Origin of the sequence: Mycolicibacterium parafortuitum (genome assembly GCF_002086815.1) — a bacterium.
In the GTDB taxonomy this organism is placed as follows: Bacteria; Actinomycetota; Actinomycetes; order Mycobacteriales; family Mycobacteriaceae; genus Mycobacterium; species Mycobacterium parafortuitum.
Window position 1 is genome coordinate 58,759 of record NZ_MVID01000032.1, and the last position, 14,623, is coordinate 73,381.

General features: G+C 69.5%; 19 protein-coding genes. 8 read left to right on the forward strand and 11 right to left on the reverse strand.

Going from position 1 to position 14,623, the window contains the following annotated elements:
* Positions 1-2: 2 nt before the first annotated feature.
* Both dinB and BST38_RS25340 read right to left on the reverse strand, forming a co-directional pair.
* The gene (gene dinB, locus BST38_RS25335) at positions 3-1,217 is read right to left on the reverse strand and encodes a DNA polymerase IV (protein WP_083146248.1); all 1,215 of its coding nucleotides are present in this window, start codon (positions 1,215-1,217) and stop codon (positions 3-5) included.
* A 24-nt stretch (positions 1,218-1,241) separates the two neighbouring features.
* Positions 1,242-1,883, reverse strand: coding sequence for a TetR/AcrR family transcriptional regulator (locus tag BST38_RS25340; protein WP_083146249.1), 642 nt, complete (start codon positions 1,881-1,883; stop codon positions 1,242-1,244).
* Between the two features lie 76 nt (positions 1,884-1,959).
* Here BST38_RS25340 and BST38_RS25345 point away from each other — a divergent pair, with 76 nt between their 5' ends.
* A complete protein-coding gene (locus tag BST38_RS25345; RefSeq protein ID WP_083146250.1) occupies positions 1,960-3,429 on the forward strand; it encodes a flavin-containing monooxygenase in 1,470 nt (489 codons plus the stop codon).
* Positions 3,430-3,449: 20 nt separating this feature from the next.
* Here BST38_RS25345 and rraA read toward each other — a convergent pair whose 3' ends face one another.
* The 5 genes from rraA to BST38_RS25370 are packed head-to-tail and all read right to left on the reverse strand — an operon-like array spanning position 3,450 to position 6,582.
* Positions 3,450-3,932, reverse strand: coding sequence for a ribonuclease E activity regulator RraA (gene rraA, locus BST38_RS25350; RefSeq protein ID WP_083146251.1), 483 nt, complete (start codon positions 3,930-3,932; stop codon positions 3,450-3,452).
* Between the two features lie 14 nt (positions 3,933-3,946).
* Positions 3,947-4,408, reverse strand: coding sequence for a hypothetical protein (locus BST38_RS25355; protein WP_083146275.1), 462 nt, complete (start codon positions 4,406-4,408; stop codon positions 3,947-3,949).
* A 43-nt stretch (positions 4,409-4,451) separates the two neighbouring features.
* Complete coding sequence (locus tag BST38_RS25360; protein WP_237160913.1) at positions 4,452-5,396, reverse strand: CopD family protein; 945 nt, start codon at positions 5,394-5,396, stop codon at positions 4,452-4,454.
* Positions 5,372-5,926: a copper resistance CopC family protein gene (locus BST38_RS25365; protein WP_083146252.1), complete on the reverse strand. Its 555-nt coding sequence runs from the start codon at positions 5,924-5,926 to the stop codon at positions 5,372-5,374. The genes BST38_RS25360 and BST38_RS25365 overlap by 25 nt, the downstream gene beginning before the upstream one ends.
* The gene (locus tag BST38_RS25370; RefSeq protein ID WP_083146253.1) at positions 5,926-6,582 is read right to left on the reverse strand and encodes a DUF6474 family protein; all 657 of its coding nucleotides are present in this window, start codon (positions 6,580-6,582) and stop codon (positions 5,926-5,928) included. Before BST38_RS25370 ends, BST38_RS25365 begins: the two co-directional genes overlap by 1 nt.
* A 210-nt stretch (positions 6,583-6,792) precedes the next feature.
* Here BST38_RS25370 and BST38_RS25375 point away from each other — a divergent pair, with 210 nt between their 5' ends.
* The 3 genes from BST38_RS25375 (at position 6,793) to BST38_RS25385 (ending at position 9,367) form a co-directional block, all read left to right on the forward strand.
* Positions 6,793-7,653, forward strand: coding sequence for a hypothetical protein (locus tag BST38_RS25375; protein WP_083146254.1), 861 nt, complete (start codon positions 6,793-6,795; stop codon positions 7,651-7,653).
* Positions 7,654-7,715: 62 nt separating this feature from the next.
* Positions 7,716-8,207: an ImmA/IrrE family metallo-endopeptidase gene (locus BST38_RS25380; RefSeq protein WP_083146255.1), complete on the forward strand. Its 492-nt coding sequence runs from the start codon at positions 7,716-7,718 to the stop codon at positions 8,205-8,207.
* Positions 8,204-9,367, forward strand: coding sequence for a hypothetical protein (locus tag BST38_RS25385; RefSeq protein ID WP_083146256.1), 1,164 nt, complete (start codon positions 8,204-8,206; stop codon positions 9,365-9,367). Before BST38_RS25380 ends, BST38_RS25385 begins: the two co-directional genes overlap by 4 nt.
* A gap of 39 nt (positions 9,368-9,406) precedes the next feature.
* Here BST38_RS25385 and BST38_RS25390 read toward each other — a convergent pair whose 3' ends face one another.
* From BST38_RS25390 to sodN, 3 genes are all read right to left on the reverse strand, one after another.
* Positions 9,407-9,805 (reverse strand): helix-turn-helix transcriptional regulator, encoded by a 399-nt coding sequence (locus tag BST38_RS25390; protein ID WP_083146257.1) that lies wholly within the window; start codon positions 9,803-9,805, stop codon positions 9,407-9,409.
* A gap of 467 nt (positions 9,806-10,272) precedes the next feature.
* Positions 10,273-10,809, reverse strand: coding sequence for a peptidase (locus BST38_RS25395; protein ID WP_083146277.1), 537 nt, complete (start codon positions 10,807-10,809; stop codon positions 10,273-10,275).
* Positions 10,810-10,973: 164 nt separating this feature from the next.
* On the reverse strand, positions 10,974-11,396 hold the full coding sequence (sodN, locus tag BST38_RS25400; RefSeq protein WP_083146258.1) for a superoxide dismutase, Ni: 423 nt from the start codon (positions 11,394-11,396) through the stop codon (positions 10,974-10,976).
* Positions 11,397-11,418: 22 nt separating this feature from the next.
* Here sodN and BST38_RS25405 point away from each other — a divergent pair, with 22 nt between their 5' ends.
* Positions 11,419-11,769, forward strand: coding sequence for a S26 family signal peptidase (locus BST38_RS25405; protein WP_220182566.1), 351 nt, complete (start codon positions 11,419-11,421; stop codon positions 11,767-11,769).
* Here BST38_RS25405 and BST38_RS29485 read toward each other — a convergent pair.
* Entirely contained in the window at positions 11,766-11,924 is a 159-nt protein-coding gene (locus BST38_RS29485; RefSeq protein ID WP_165761656.1) for a hypothetical protein, read from the reverse strand. The two genes, BST38_RS25405 and BST38_RS29485, sit on opposite strands and share 4 nt — an antisense overlap.
* Before the next feature lie 433 nt (positions 11,925-12,357).
* Between BST38_RS29485 and BST38_RS25415 the strand changes: the two genes are divergently transcribed.
* From BST38_RS25415 to BST38_RS25425, 3 genes are read left to right on the forward strand one after another with little or no spacing between them, the layout of a single operon-like run.
* Positions 12,358-12,699: a rhodanese-like domain-containing protein gene (locus tag BST38_RS25415; protein ID WP_083146278.1), complete on the forward strand. Its 342-nt coding sequence runs from the start codon at positions 12,358-12,360 to the stop codon at positions 12,697-12,699.
* 29 nt (positions 12,700-12,728) lie between these two features.
* The gene (locus BST38_RS25420) at positions 12,729-13,742 is read left to right on the forward strand and encodes a DUF4328 domain-containing protein (RefSeq protein ID WP_083146261.1); all 1,014 of its coding nucleotides are present in this window, start codon (positions 12,729-12,731) and stop codon (positions 13,740-13,742) included.
* A gap of 4 nt (positions 13,743-13,746) precedes the next feature.
* Positions 13,747-14,568 (forward strand): glycerophosphodiester phosphodiesterase, encoded by an 822-nt coding sequence (locus BST38_RS25425; RefSeq protein ID WP_083146262.1) that lies wholly within the window; start codon positions 13,747-13,749, stop codon positions 14,566-14,568.
* Positions 14,569-14,623 lie beyond the last annotated feature (55 nt).

Here is a 14,623-nt window from a genome sequence, read left to right on the forward strand (position 1 = left end):
CGTCAGTCCGGAAGCATCGGCATCTCCAACCCCGGGTCACGTCCCAGCAGCACGCCGCGGGTGAGCGCCGAGGTGCCGTAGCGCCCGCGCACCTGGTCGATGGCCAGATCGATCGGCAACGAATCCCGGCAGTCCGCATCGGCGAACGGCAGCTCCAGCTGCTGGGCGCCGTCGCGGTCGATGTTGGACACCGCGAACCCGACCAGTGTCAGCCCGCGCTCGGCGATCAGCGGACCGGCGTCGGCGACCAACCGGCGCGCCGCGGCCAGGATCGCCTCGGTCGACGCCGTCGCCCGTGCCATCGTGTGCGACCGTGTCACCCGGGTGAAGTCGCCGAATCGTAAGCGCAGCACCACCGTCCGGCCCGTACGGTCGGAGGCGCGCATACGGCGGGTGATGCGGTCGACCAGGTTGACCACGACCGCGTCGATCTCGGCGGCCGACAGGGAACTGCCGGAGCGTCCGAGCGCGCGCTGTGCCCCCACCGAACGCCGCCGCCGGCCGGTGACCACCCGCCGCCGATCGACGTTGTGCGACAACGCGAACAGTTGCCTGCCCATCGCACCGCCGACCAGTGAGCCCAGCGTGGTCTCGCTCAGTTCGGCGACGTCGGCGACGGTCTCGATGCCGTGGGCGCGCAGTTTGTCGGCGGTCTTGGCGCCGACGCCCCACAGCCGCCGCACCGGCAGCGGATGCAGGAACGCCAGTTCCCGGTCGGGCGGAACCAGGAGCAGACCGTCGGGTTTGGCTTCCTGGCTGGCGACCTTGGCGAGGAACTTGGTGCGCGCGATCCCGACGGTGATCGGCAGACCGACCTCGTCGCGCACCCGCTCGCGCAGCCGTGCGCCGATCTGGACCGGTGTCCCCGACACCCGGCCCAGCCCCGACACGTCCAGGAACGCCTCGTCGACCGACACCGGTTCGACGAGTGGAGTGGTGTCCCGGAACACCTCGAACACCGCGTCGCTGGCGGCCGAGTAGGCCGACATGCGCGGCGGCACGACGATCGCGTGCGGGCACAGCGCGTGCGCCTGGCGCCCGCCCATCGCGGTGCGGACGCCGAAGGCCTTCGCTTCATAGCTGGCGGCGAGCACCACCCCGCCGCCGACGATCACCGGGCGGCCGCGCAGCGACGGATCGTCGCGCTGCTCGACCGACGCGTAGAACGAGTCGAGATCAGCGTGCAGGATGGCTGCCGGGGTGCCGGACACGAACATATGTTCGCATCGGGGACCGACAGCTCAGGTCGTCTCGCCGTAGATGCTGGTGACCCATATGTGCACGAGGTTGTCGAGCACGCGGTCGTCGGGAAGCGCCGGGGAGTGCCCGACGAACGCCGACACCATCACCGCCTCGTTCATCAGGTTCAGTGCGGTGGCCAGCTCGCGGGCGGGCAGCGTGACCGGTGCGGCGCCGCGCGCCCGCTCGGTCTCGATCACGCCGGCGATGTGGTCGATCCAGCGCTGCATCGACGTCGCCCACAGATCGCGCGACGCGGTGTCGGTGGCCTTGGCCGCGCTCGCCGCCGCGCACACCGCGCGGTGGGCGCCGAACGTCTCGACGAAGACGTTGATGCCGTTGCGCCAGATCAGCCGGCGGTCGTCGGGCGGGTTCGCGATCAGATGCGCCAACGCGGCATCCGCGTCGGCGATCACGCGCTCCAGCAGGCTGTGCAGCACCGCGTCCTTGGACGGGAAGTAGAAGTAGAACGTCGGTCGGGAGATGCCTGCACCCTTGGCCAGGTCGTCGACCGAGATCTCGGCGAGTGGGCGCTGCTCGAGCAGGCGCTCGGCCGTCTCCAGGATCGCCAGCTCGCGGTCGTCGCCGGAGGGGCGCGGGGCGCGCCTGCCGCGCGACGGGCGGGCTTGTCCTACCGTGGTCACGCCGCAGACTTTACACGCCGTCGATTCTTTCGACAGGGTGTTGACGTATTCGACACAGCGTTGATAGCTTGACGCCATGACCGAATTTGTCGACGTAGTCATCGTCGGAGCCGGCATCTCCGGCATCAGTGCGGCCTGGCATCTGCAGCGCAACGCCCCGGGTAAGCAGTTCGCGATCCTGGAGCGCCGCGACAAGCTGGGCGGCACCTGGGATCTCTTCAAGTACCCCGGCATCCGTTCGGACTCCGACATGTACACGCTCGGATTCCACTTCAAGCCGTGGGCGACCGATCAGATGATCGCCGACGGCCCGTCGATCTGGAACTACCTCGACGAAGCCGCGACCGAGAACGGCATCGCCGATCACATCCGCTACGGCCACAAGGTGGTCACCGCGAACTGGTCCGACGAGAACCGCCGGTGGGAGCTGACGATCGAGCGCGACGGCGAGCGGTTCGAACTGCACGCCGGCTTCCTGTGGGCGTGCAGCGGCTATTACAACTACGACGAGGGATTCTCTCCGGAGTTCCCCGGCGCCGACGAATTCGGCGGCACGCTGGTGCACCCCCAGCACTGGCCGGAAGACCTTGACTACCAAGGCAAGAAGGTCGTCGTGATCGGCAGCGGCGCGACCGCGATCACGCTGATCCCGGCGCTGGTCGACAAAGGGGCCGGGCATGTGACCATGCTGCAGCGCACCCCGACCTACATCGGCTCGCTGCCGGACAAGGACCCCTTCGCCGCGCGCGCCTACCGGCTGCTGCCGGAGAAGACCGCCTACCGGATCGTGCGCTGGAAGGCGATCCTGCAGGCCACCGCGCAGTACCAGGTGGCCCGCGCTCTGCCGAACACATTCCGAAAAGCGTTGCGCACCATGGCGGAACGCCGGCTCCCGGACGGCTTCGACTACGACAAGCACTTCTCGCCCGACTACAAGCCCTGGGACCAGCGCGTCTGCCTGGCCCCGAACGGGGACCTGTTCAAGGCCATCCGCAAGGGCAAGGCGGACGTCGTCACCGACACCATCGACCGGTTCACCGCCACCGGCATCCAACTGACCTCAGGCGCGCACCTCGACGCCGACATCATCGTCACCGCAACAGGTTTGAACGTGCAGTTCTTCGGTGGCGCCGAGGTGCTGCGCAACGGGACTCCCCAGGATCTCGCCGATTCGGTGGCGTACAAGGGGATGATGCTGTCGAACGTGCCGAACATGGCGTTCACCTTCGGCTACACCAACGCCTCGTGGACGCTCAAGGCGGACCTGACCTCGGAGTACGTCAGCCGGCTGCTGAAGTACATGGACGAGAACGGGTATGACACCGTCGTTCCGCGTGAGCCGGGCAGCGACGTCGAGCGGCTCCCGTTCGTCGACCTGACCTCGGGCTACATCAAACGGGCCCTCGACCAGCTGCCGAAGTCCGGGTCGAAGGCGCCGTGGCGGCTCAAGCAGAACTATCTCGTGGACCTGCGGGTGATCCGCACCGGAAAGATCGACGACGACGCCTTGGAGTTCACCAGCGCGCGGTCGCCGGTCACCGTCTGACGACTAGCCTGCAGGGACGACTAGCCTGCAGAAACTACGACGATCCCGTCGTCGTCGCTGTAGGCGATGTCACCCGGGGTGAACACCACCCCGCCGAACTCGACGACCGCGTCGCGCTCGCCGTCTCCGGTCTTGGTGCTTTTCCGCGGATTGGTGCCGAGCGCCTTGATGCCGATGTCGAGCGTGCGCAGCGTGGACGCGTCGCGCACCGCGCCGTTGACGATCAGGCCGGACCAGCCGTTGGAGCGGCCCAGTTCGGCGATCACGTCGCCGACGAGCGCGGTGTGCACCGAACCGTCGCCGTCGATGACGAGCACCCCGCCATCGCCGGGTTCGGACAGCACGGACTTCAGCAACGCGTTGTCCTCGAAGCACCGCACCGTGGTGATCGGTCCGGCGAACTCGGACCTGCCGCCGAACTGCCGGAACTGCAGATCACAGCTGCGGACGTCCGGGCCGATCTCGTCGACGAGGTCTGCGGTGGGGCGGGGCGTGACGGTCACGTCGGGTGTTCCTGTCAGTCGGCGCTGTTGCGGCGGGCAGCCAGCAGCACGATCACCAGCGCGAGTACACCGGCGATGACTGCTGCGGCGATCGGCAGACGCGACGAGTCCGGCTCGGCGGGCGGTGCGGGCACCGGGCTCGTGACGGCGGTGCTGGCGGTGGCGACAGTCGACTTCGCCTGCGCCGCAGCTTCCTTCGCGGCGGACGTCAGGTCCGCGACCGGCTGATCGGCCGCTTTCTTGGTCGGCGCCGCTTTCTTGGCGGGTGCGGCTTTCTTGGCGGGCGCGGCCTTCTTTGCCGGGGCCGCCTTCTTCGCGGGAGTCTTCTTCGCCGCGGCGGGTTTCTTCGCGGGCGCCGCTTTCTTGGCCGGGGCGGCCTTCTTCGCGGGGGCATTCTCCGCCGGCGGGGTCGCCGGCGGAACCGGTGGGGTTGCGGTATCGGGACTTTCGTCGTGCCCGTCCGGCTGGTCTGGCATGGCGACCATCATGCCAGGTCGCCAACGCGCGCCTTCTTCAGTGTCAGCCGGTCACCGACAGCGTCGCCGCGGCGGCCAGCGCGACCGCCATCAGCGCGAGCTCCAGGCCCGCGCGTGAACGCGAGAAACCGGCCGTGCTGCGGTGCGTGCGCGCCGCGGGAAGCCAGAACTCGCGATTGCGCCAGCCGAGCACCACCAGCGCGACGGTCAGCAGCACTTTCGCCGTCAGCACCCGCCCGTACCCGGTCGTGAACAGCTCGTCCGGTGCGTCGAGCATCAGCACGCCGCCGATCAGACCGCCGACCAGCAGCGCCGCGACGCACGTCAGCGACAGCCGGGAGAACCCGGGCAGCACCCGGGCCCACTGACCGCGATGGTCGACCGTCAGCACCAGCCCGGCGAGCACGCCGCACCACAGCGCGGCCGTCAGCGCATGCACCGCGACCGCGACCCCGCCGACGGGACTGTCGGCCAGATGGCCGGTCAACGGGTGCCCGACCACGCCGACCGCGGCGGCGCCGACCGAGACGGGCGCCGCCCAATCGGCATGCGGGCGCGTCGCGGTCACGGCGCACACCACCGCCGCGGCGAGCACCGTCAGCAGGCCGGCGCGCCCGGCCGCGGTGTCCGTCGCATAGCTCACCGCGGTCTGCACACCGAGATCGGTGACGGAGCGGCCCGCGGCCTCGGCGGCTGCCAGCGTCAGCCGGACCAGTTCGGCGATCACCCAGGTGGCCGACGCCGCCACCAGCGCGGGAACACCGCGCTGCCGCAATTCGCGCCGGTGACGCGGCCCCTCCAGCAGCGGCACCGCCGCCAAGCCCAGGGTGACGACCGCGGCAGCGTCGGTCACCGTGCGCGCCAGCGATGCGCCCAGGTCGCTCGCCGGATACGCCAGCGCCCACGACAACACGCAGGCCGCGACGACGACCAGCGCCCCGCCGGCCGCCGCGCGGTACCGGGTCAGGATCGGCGTCGGACCGCCCACAGCGCCCCGGCCGCCACGATCACGGTGACGCCTGCGACGAACGGCCACACCGGCATCTCGTCAGACTCGGGCGCGGCAGCGGGAACGGCCGGCGTGGCGGTGGTTTCGGGGGTGGCGGCGGGGGCGGCGCCGGTCTGCGGGGCGGTCAGCACGCGGTACCCCCACGACCCCTTGACGACGTGTCCGTCGGCCGAGGTGGCGCGGTAGTTCACCGTGTAGGTGCCCGCCGGGCCGCCGGAGCGCACTGCGACGCTGATCACCGCGCCGTCGACGGTCGGTTCCCCGTCGGACCACAGGGCGCCGTCGGGGCCGATCACGGTCATCGCCGCGAACTGCGGCTGCATCGGCTCGTTGAAGGTCGCACTGATCCGCGTGGGCTGCTGCGCGAGTTCGGCGCCGTCGGCCGGGTCACTGCCGATCAGCGCTGCGTGCGCGCCCGCGGTGGCGGCGAATCCGAACCCACCCGCGATCAGGCCGAGGACCAGCAGCACCAGCGTCAGGGCGTGCCGGGCACGCGGAATCGCCGTCATCAGGCGACGCCGAGACGCGCCATCAGATCGGCGTCGATCCCGTCGAGTTGCTCGGCGATCGCGGCGTGTGCGGAGCGCCTGCGCGCCGACGGCATGTTCTCGGCGGCGGTGACGGCCGCGGCGAGATCGCTGAGCCGCTCGTTGATCGCGGTGACGAACTGTTTGGTCTCGGCGTCTTTCGGGCGCTTCTCGATCAGCACCCGCAGCGACTGCTCGGCGCCGGCGATGCGTGCCGACAGCTGTGCGCCGTGGCCGGAGAACTGCCCGAGCTGGCTCAGCGGGACGCCCAGCTGATCGGCGCGGCGCTCGTCGATCAGGCCGCGTGCGGCGATCGACGCGCGGTACACCAGCGGGATGACCACCGGTGCCAGCAAACGGGACACCGTCAGCGCCCGGCGAACCTTGGTGGGGGAGAACAGCTTGCCCTCGCGAACAGCCTTGAGCTCGGTCTCAGCAACCTTCAAGGCGGTACGGTCGCTGTCGCGCTGGGCTCGCAGCTGCGCTTTGAGGGCGCGGTTCTGGGCCTTCTGCTCGGCTTTGAAGCGGCGTACCTCGTTCTTCGCCGACAGCTTCGCTTCGAGCTTGGCCTTGGCTTTGATCGCGCGGGCTTCGGCCTTGCGGGTCGCGCGGGATTTGCGTCGCTTGAACAGAGCCATCCCTGCGGCCTCCCATTCGTCTCGTCGGCAGCACCGCCGGGGTGCGGCGGCGACGGTGACCAACACTATCGTCCAGCACGGGACATGGTGGTCGCGCTCCCCGGTGCTGGACTTTTCTCTGTCGGGCAGCAAACGACGGCGCGGGTCTGTGCGAGAATCGTCCGACATCAGGGGCTGGCGGCGTCGGGTCCGCCGAAGGGTGGTGACGACGTGGGTTCGCGTGTGCGGATCGCCGCAGCGGCCTGCGTGATTGCCTCCGGTCTGCTGGTCGGTGGCACGGCCGGCGCCGGCGCCGATCCGGGGGCGGGTGCCGATCCGGGCGCGGGCGCCGAGCACGACAGCCCCGGCGCAGGCACCGAACCCGCCGCCGAGCCGCCCCGCCAACCCCGCCGGCCGAAAGCTCCCGAACGAGGCAGGGCCGAGGGCGGCGACGACGGCGGTCCGGACGACACCCCTACCCGCCCCGACCCCGACGGGACCGGTGGCGAGGACCCGGAGCTGCCGTGCCCCTCACGTAATTCGTCGACCGGACACGACGACAGAGACCGGCCCGTCGGCATGCCGGGGCCGGTGGCCGCACCGGCGCTGGGCCCGCAGCAGCAGCGGCCTGTGCTGGACACCGTTCCGGGCATCGGCGTCGGTGGCGCCGCCGACGCATCCGAGGTCCCGATCAACGTGCCGATCGTGATCTCGGCGCCGGCCGGCTTCAATCCCGTCCCCGCGCCGGTCCCCGCGCCCGCACCCGCGGCAGGGCCCGGGTTCGCGTCGGGCGGCGCGAGCGCGGCGGCGCCCGCCCCGGCGGCCCCGCGCGCGTCGACCACGGTCGAATCCCTTGTGCGCGACCCGATGCCCGCCGGGGCCGGTAACCGCGTGACCCTCCCGGCGTCCGCGGGCCGGGTCGGTTACGGCGAGTACCTGCGCGGTGCCGGGCTGTCCCAGATCGCGGCGCTGGCGATACCCGGGGTGGCCGGGATGCTGCTGCTCACCGGCGCGGGCGGACTACTCGGATACCGGCAGGCGAAGGCGGCCCAACGGCTGCGGACCGGGGGAATCGCACGATTCATGAACTAGCTCGAACCGTTCACCCCGACCGGGTGAGCGGCGCATAGTGGAATCCATCGAGAGGGGGAACCATGCCAGCCAGCCGCACTGTCACGCGCGCGGTGAACGACGTGCTCGACCTCGCGCCGCGCCAGGGTGAGGTCTCACTGCCCCGACTGGTCGAAGCCGTCAGCGAGAGCCGGGGCAGACCCATCGAACTCACCACCGCAGAACTGCCGCCAGGGGTGTGCGGGCAGTGGCGGCAGTATGCCGACAAGGACGTCTTCCTGATCCAGCAGGGGCTGCCGGCGTGGGACCGCACACTCGCCCACGAGCTGGGCCATCTGGTGCTGGGCCACGAAGGCATCCCCGTCGTGCAGGCCGCGCTGGACAGCACCGAGCTGGCCAGCTCCGATCTGATCGGCTACATGCTCAATCAGCGCACCGGGTGCATGGGGCCGGCCGGTGAGGACGCCGAGCAGGAGGCCGAGGACTTCGCCGCGCTGCTGATCTACCGGCTGGGCCGGCTGCCCTCCGACCGGTCGTCGATCGTGCAGGTCCGCCTCGGAGAGGCATTTGGTTGATCGTCTGGGTGATCGCCGGTCTTCTCGGATTGGCCACCGGCTTGAGGATCGGCTGGGCGCTGGTCAACAAGCAGTCCTTGGTGAGCACCGCGATGATCCTGGCGCTGGGCAGCCTCGGTGCGGTCGCCGCGCTGAACTGGCAGCCGCTGACGCTGCTGGTCGACACGGTGCTGCGGTGGCCCAACATCGCGATGGGGCTGAGCCAGGTGGCGCTGATCGCGTGCGCGGCAGGCAGCTGCGTGATGATCACGACCGTCGCGTCGAGCCGTGCCCCGGCCGCCGCCAGGAAGATCGCGCGGGCCCAGTACGCCGTCGCGGCGGTCATCGCCGCGGCAAGCCTCGCGGCGTTTCTGCTGGCGGGTAAGCAGCCGGAGATGGCGCCCGAGGAGTATCTGCGCCGCACCCTGGGCGGCGGTAACGCGCTGCCGTGGCTGCTGCCGCTGCTGTACGTGCTGCTGGCGCTGAGCCTGGTGGCGTGGGCCGGGCTGCGGCACTCCAACCGGTCGCGGCGCGGCCGGGCGTTGTTCGTGTTCACCGTCGGCATCGTGCTGATCGTGCTGGCGCTCGCGTTCTTCCTGCTGCGGGCCGTCGGGACGACCGGGCTCGTCGGTGTCGGGGCGGCCGCGACGCTGCTCGGCTGCGCGATGCTGATCGTCGCCGCGGGGTCGCTGCTACCGAGCCTGGAGGACTGGTTCGGGGCGCGCCGCGAGCTCCGCACGATCGGGCCACTGCTCGACGAACTGGGCCGCCGCCACCCCGATGTCGGTATCGGCGTGCGGCCGCGGGGGCCGCTGGTGTTCCGCGTCGCCGAGCGGATGTCGCTGATCTCCGACGCGCTGTTCCTGGAGGCCACCGCCGCCGACGGAGCGCTGCGACCGGTCGACAGCTCGGGCGCCGACATGACCGATCTCGACGACCTCGACGAGGGTGCCGAACTCGAAGCACCCGACGTGCCGCCGGTCGAACAGGCCCGCGCGGTCGCCGAATGGATCTACGCGGGCCACGACGGCGCCGCGGGGGACGGCCGCGAGAAATTCCCCGGTCTGGCGTGGTTGCGCCAGCCCAACACGTATTCGGACCGGGAGTGGATCTTGGAGATTGCTCGCCAATACCGTCAGCTCAGTAGGGGTTTCGCGGGCGGCGAAGGTACCCGGGACTGAGCCGCGGTTGCCGGCTGATTCGCCGGAGCTGTTTGCAGGCTAATCGTCGAGGTTCTCGCGGCGACGCAGTTCGTCGACCTTCTCCACGATGTCCTGCTTGGCCTCCGCGGACAGGCCCACGGTGCGCGCCGCAATCCGACGAACGCCTTCGTCACGCATCCCGGCGAGCAGCGTCAGCTCCTTGTCGAGCTTCTCGTAGTACTCGTCGTCGGTGAAGTAGGCGGGCTTGATCCGGAAGAAGTTGGCAAGCGCGGCCATGGTTGCCTGGGACGGGTTGGTTCGGTTGCCGGAGCGCAGCTGCGACAGGTACGGCGCCGACATGGTCACGCCTTCGGCCTTGAGTGCTGCGATCACCTCCGCGGAGGTATGCGGCCCACGTCCGGGCGGGTAGACGGTGTCGAACAATCGATTGAGGCGAGCGGCAAACGTGTTGCTCATTGGGTTGACCTCCACAAACTGGCGAGCGGGTTCACAGGGCGGCGTATTTGCTGATCATCGTAGCCACAGTTCTGGCCACAACCAAGTGCAAACGACGGAAAAGTCAAGTCGGTTGACTGGTCAGAGCGCCGCTTCTGGTGTGAACGGCCTAGGGGCAAGCACCTCGCGCCGCCATTCTACGGTGCGACGAAGCAAATAATAACGGGACTGTAGTAACGGTAGGCGCACCACTTTTGAAGCGGCAGTCACAGCGGTCTCTCCGGTTACTCTGGGCAACTTCCAAGTGTTTGACTATGCAAGCCTCGAAGCGTTTGCTGAAGCCCTGGATCCGGTCAGATGCGTTCCCGGGCAAGCGGTGTGCGCCGCGGGCTCCGGCGCTCGTGGGGGTGCAAACTGCAGCAAGCACGCCGCAGCAGGCAGCTAATAAAGGTGTCAGTAGCCAGTGGCAGGACGTGAGAACGGGGCGTTCAGGCCGCCGACAGGAGCATCGCGAGGATCGCGGTGTCCGGGTGGCTGATCGGGTCGACGCCGACCCGGCTCACCATCGACGTCACGGTGCCGTCGGATTCGGCCTCCACCCACGCGGCGCGGTGTTCCAGGCCCAGATGAGGTAGTCCGGGCAGCAGGACGCATCCAGAGGCCGCTCCGGTGCATTCCGGAAGTGACGGCGTGGTCTCCGAGGGCGGGTGCAGCATCAGCAGTGCCGGCGGCTGGCGGTCGGCGAAATGCCCGGGCGGCACGGCCTCGTGGCCGACGACGGTGCCCTCGGCCAGAACCAGCCCCACCGTGCCCGGCTCCGGCTGGTCGGGGAGTTCCTCACGGACACCGAAGATGGTCGTCGTCGACAGCAGGCCGGGCAGCGATGCGACCCGCACCGCGACCATCAGCAGCTGGGCCCACTCCTTGGTGGAGTCCGGCCAGCGGCCGGAGACCACGAAGCCCTTCAATGAACCCTTCGAATGGAACGGGGCGACCTCGATCGCCCGCCCGGACCCAAAATTCATCCCGCCTCCCGGCATCTCGACCAATGCCCGACACGCCTCTGGGTCGATGCGCAACAGAATGCGGGAGAAACCCGATGGCAGACAAGAGGTCCCGACTGCTAAGCAGCGCAAACAAAACCCGGCACGGTCGGTGACCGTGCCGGGTGAGGTTGGGGGACAGGCGATCAGGCGGGCGGGTAGACGCCCATCTGCTTGCCCTTGTCGGTCTGCCAAAAGATGTCGGCGATCTCGTCGATCGTCTTGAGCAGCTTCTCGGCCACGGCGGGGTCCAGCGACTTCTTCACGTCGCCGGCGCCCTTGACGCCCTCCCAGAACAGCTGGTGCAGGTTCGGGAACTGGTCGAAGTGGTCCTTGGTGAAGAAGTCGGCCCACAGCACCATCAGGTGGTGCTTGACCTCTTCGGCCTGCCGCTCCTTGATGATGATGGCGCGCGTCTTGAAGTGGTCGTCATCAGAATCGTGGTACTTCTGGATCGTCTTCAGGCAGGACAGCGCCTCGATCTTGGCCTGGGCGGGGTCGTAGACGCCGCAGAACAGGTCGCAGTGGGCATGGGCAGGGGTCGCGTTCGCGAAGAGTCGATGCAGCATGGCCCTAACTTACCCTTAGCCCATGCAGCGAAGCCATGGGCCGTCCGGGTGCCGGCTTCGCGGGCTGGTGCGCCGATTCGTGGTGGTCGAGGATTCGATGCACCCGACGCTGCAGCCGGGTGACGGGCTTGTGGCGGTGCGCGCTGGAAGGCCGAAAACCGGTCAGCTGCGGGTGTTTCCCGATCCGCGGCACTCGAGGAGGTTCCTCGTCAAACGCGTCGGTGGGGTGCGCCGCACCGAGACGGGCGTGAGCTTCGAAGCGCTTTCGGACAATCCCGACGCCCCGGGGGTGACGGATTCACGCACGTTCGGCTGGGTGCCGGCGGCCGGTTCGTACCGGGTGCTCGTGCGGGTGCCCGGTGCCGGAAACTAATACAGAACGATGAGCGCCAGGACGCCGAGCAGGACGAGCGCGATCAGGCCTGCGCGCAGGAACGCCATCAACTGACTGCGGGTGTACGCCCGCGTCGACGACTGCCAGTCGGACGGCGGGAACGCGGACCCTGGGCCCATCGGAGACGCCGCCATCAGATGCTCCTCGTCGCCTGCACGCCCTGATACCTCCCCGATCAGACCCAAATCAGAGGTTCCGATCACCGGTCAAGTGGCTGATTCCGGTGAGCGGTCCCAGTGACGCCAGTCACAGGGAACCTCTGTGATGGCGATCATAACGCCATCGCTCGCCGGTGAGAAATCGGCTGCGGACACCGGCCTGCACGGTCCACGGTAGTTAGCCCTGCGAGGTATTTCGCTCGGCGCCCGCCTGGGCTTGTTGATCGGGGTTCGCTTAGCGGTCGGGGTTATCCACAGTGGGACCGGGGGTGCATGCGCGCTGACCGGGCGATAGCCGTCACTGACGTCCACAGACCTGTGGATGAAACTGTGGAAACTGTGGATAGTGTCCACCCCGTGCCGGTATTGCTGCTGGTGCGCAGTCGCTGGAGCGTGTCAGCATGTGGGCATGGATGACACCTCTGTGCCGCAGGCGGCGATCACCGAAGTGCCCGCGAAGTTCGGTGATGGCGTGGTCCTGCTCGACGTCCGCGAGGACGACGAGTGGCAGCGTGGACACGCGCCCGATGCGCAGCACATCCCGATGGGCGACATCCCCTCGCGTCTGGCCGAGATCGACAACCAGGCCGAGCTGTACGTGGTCTGTCATGCCGGCGGGCGGTCGCAACGCGTCGCGCAGTACCTCGCCCGGAACGGCTATGACCCGATCAACGTGACCGGTGGCATGCTCGCCTGGGCCGGTGCGGGCCGTCCGGTGGTCACCGACGACGGAAGTGCCGGCACGGTCTGACCCCCGGCGTCACTGATTAGGCTGTTCTGATGATCCAAGTGTGTTCCCAGTGTGGGACGCGATGGAACGTGCGCGACCGGCAGCGGGTGTGGTGTCCGCGGTGCCGCGGCACCCTGCTCGCACCGACCGGTCAAGCCCCGGCGCCGGGCTGGAATCGGCCCTCGGGTGCACCGCCGCAGGGTCCGGATCGGCCCGGTCCGCGCCCACCGTCGGGATACCGCTGGGTCGCCGTGCGTCCCGGCGCCCCACCGCAGCCGCGGCGCGGCCGCCGCGACCTCGGTCCGACCCCGCGATACCAGAGCATTCCGCGGTGGGGGCTGGTCGAACACTTCGACGCGCCCGACCAGCAGACCGCGGTGCGCACCGGACCGTCGCCGCATGCCGTCCGGGTCATGCTGCTGCTGACGCTGGCCGGACTCGGCGCGGCGGCTTTCGTCCACGTGGTGCGCTACATCCTTCTGATCGTCAACCGCACGGTGCTGCTCAATCCGTGGGTCGCCGCGGCCGCCACCTGGGGCGGAGTCGCGGTGAGTGTGATCGCGGCGTTCCTGGTGGTGGCCACCGCGCTGGTGCTGACCAATTGGCTGATCGCGCGGCGGGCCGCGGCCTACGCGCACACCGGGCGGCAGGATCCCCGCACGCCCGTCGAACTGTGGGTGGGCGCTCTGACGCCGCTGGTGAACCTGGTGTGGGCGCCGGTGTACGTGATCGAGCTCGCCGAGGCGGAAGGCCGGTGGCGGTGGCTGCAGCGGTCCATCATCACGTGGTGGGTCGTCTGGGTCCTCAACACCGCGGTGTCGGTGTTCTCGATCGCGACCAGCTTCACCACCGATCCGCAGGGCATCGCCGACAACACCGTCGCCACGATCGTGGCCTACTTGTTCGCGGCCGCGTCGCTGCTGCTCGTCGGCCGGGTGTTCGCGGGATTCGAGGAGCAGTCGGTGGAGCGTCCGACGCACCGGTGGGTGGTGGTGCCGACCGAGGAGAAACCGGCCGAACCCGCGGCTGAAGTTGAGCCCGACGGCGAGAACCCGGCAGCATAGCCATATGAGCTCGGGCGAGACGTTCGGCGGCCACCCCTTCGTGGTCGCCCACCGAGGTGCCTCGGCCGAGCGCCCCGAGCACACCCGGGCCGCATATCAACTGGCCCTCGAAGAAGGCGCGGACGCGGTCGAATGCGATGTCCGCCTGACCAAGGACGGCCATCTCGTCTGCGTCCACGACCGCCGGGTGGACCGCACGTCGAACGGGACCGGGCTGGTCAGCGACATGACGCTGGCACAGTTGCGCGAGTTCGACTACGGCTCATGGCATCCGAGCCGGCGTGCGGACGGCGGCAACGGCGACACCGGTCTGCTCACCCTCGACGACCTGGTGTCGCTGGTGATGGACTGCAACCGCCCGGTGAAGATGTTCATCGAGACCAAACACCCGGTGCGCTTCGGCGCACTGGTGGAGAGCAAGGTGCTGGCGCTGCTGCACCGCTACGGCATCGCGTCGCCGGCGTCGGCGGACATGGCGCGTGCGGTGGTGATGTCGTTCTCGGCGGCCGCGGTGTGGCGGATCCGGCGCGCGGCGCCGATGCTGCCGACCGTCCTGCTCGGCGAGACGTCGCGCTACCTCGGCGGCAGCGCCGCGACGACGGTCGGCGCGACCGCCGTCGGGCCGTCCATCGCGACGCTGCGCGAGCATCCGGAGCTGGTGGACCGGGCCGCGGCCCAGGGCCGGGCGTTGTACTGCTGGACCGTCGACCATTACGAGGACGTGCAGTACTGCCGCGAACTCGGGGTGGGCTGGATCGCGACGAACCACCCCGGCCGGACCAAGGCCTGGCTGCAGAACGGGCTGACCGGGGCGGGCCGCGACTGACTAGGAGCCTGCTGAATTAGTGGGTTTCTGGTGTGGCGTCAGGCCGATGATCATG

Coding starts and splice junctions, on each gene's coding strand:
- dinB (WP_083146248.1), bottom strand. CDS start 1,217: ATGTTCGTGTCCGGCACCCCGGCAGCCATCCTGCACGCTGATCTCGAC.
- BST38_RS25345 (WP_083146250.1), top strand. CDS start 1,960: ATGACCGAATTTGTCGACGTAGTCATCGTCGGAGCCGGCATCTCCGGC.
- BST38_RS25355 (WP_083146275.1), bottom strand. CDS start 4,408: ATGCCAGACCAGCCGGACGGGCACGACGAAAGTCCCGATACCGCAACC.
- BST38_RS25365 (WP_083146252.1), bottom strand. CDS start 5,926: ATGACGGCGATTCCGCGTGCCCGGCACGCCCTGACGCTGGTGCTGCTG.
- BST38_RS25370 (WP_083146253.1), bottom strand. CDS start 6,582: ATGGCTCTGTTCAAGCGACGCAAATCCCGCGCGACCCGCAAGGCCGAA.
- BST38_RS25380 (WP_083146255.1), top strand. CDS start 7,716: ATGCCAGCCAGCCGCACTGTCACGCGCGCGGTGAACGACGTGCTCGAC.
- BST38_RS25390 (WP_083146257.1), bottom strand. CDS start 9,805: ATGAGCAACACGTTTGCCGCTCGCCTCAATCGATTGTTCGACACCGTC.
- BST38_RS25395 (WP_083146277.1), bottom strand. CDS start 10,809: ATGAATTTTGGGTCCGGGCGGGCGATCGAGGTCGCCCCGTTCCATTCG.
- sodN (WP_083146258.1), bottom strand. CDS start 11,396: ATGCTGCATCGACTCTTCGCGAACGCGACCCCTGCCCATGCCCACTGC.
- BST38_RS25405 (WP_220182566.1), top strand. CDS start 11,419: ATGCAGCGAAGCCATGGGCCGTCCGGGTGCCGGCTTCGCGGGCTGGTG.
- BST38_RS29485 (WP_165761656.1), bottom strand. CDS start 11,924: ATGGCGGCGTCTCCGATGGGCCCAGGGTCCGCGTTCCCGCCGTCCGAC.
- BST38_RS25415 (WP_083146278.1), top strand. CDS start 12,358: ATGGATGACACCTCTGTGCCGCAGGCGGCGATCACCGAAGTGCCCGCG.
- BST38_RS25420 (WP_083146261.1), top strand. CDS start 12,729: ATGATCCAAGTGTGTTCCCAGTGTGGGACGCGATGGAACGTGCGCGAC.
- BST38_RS25425 (WP_083146262.1), top strand. CDS start 13,747: ATGAGCTCGGGCGAGACGTTCGGCGGCCACCCCTTCGTGGTCGCCCAC.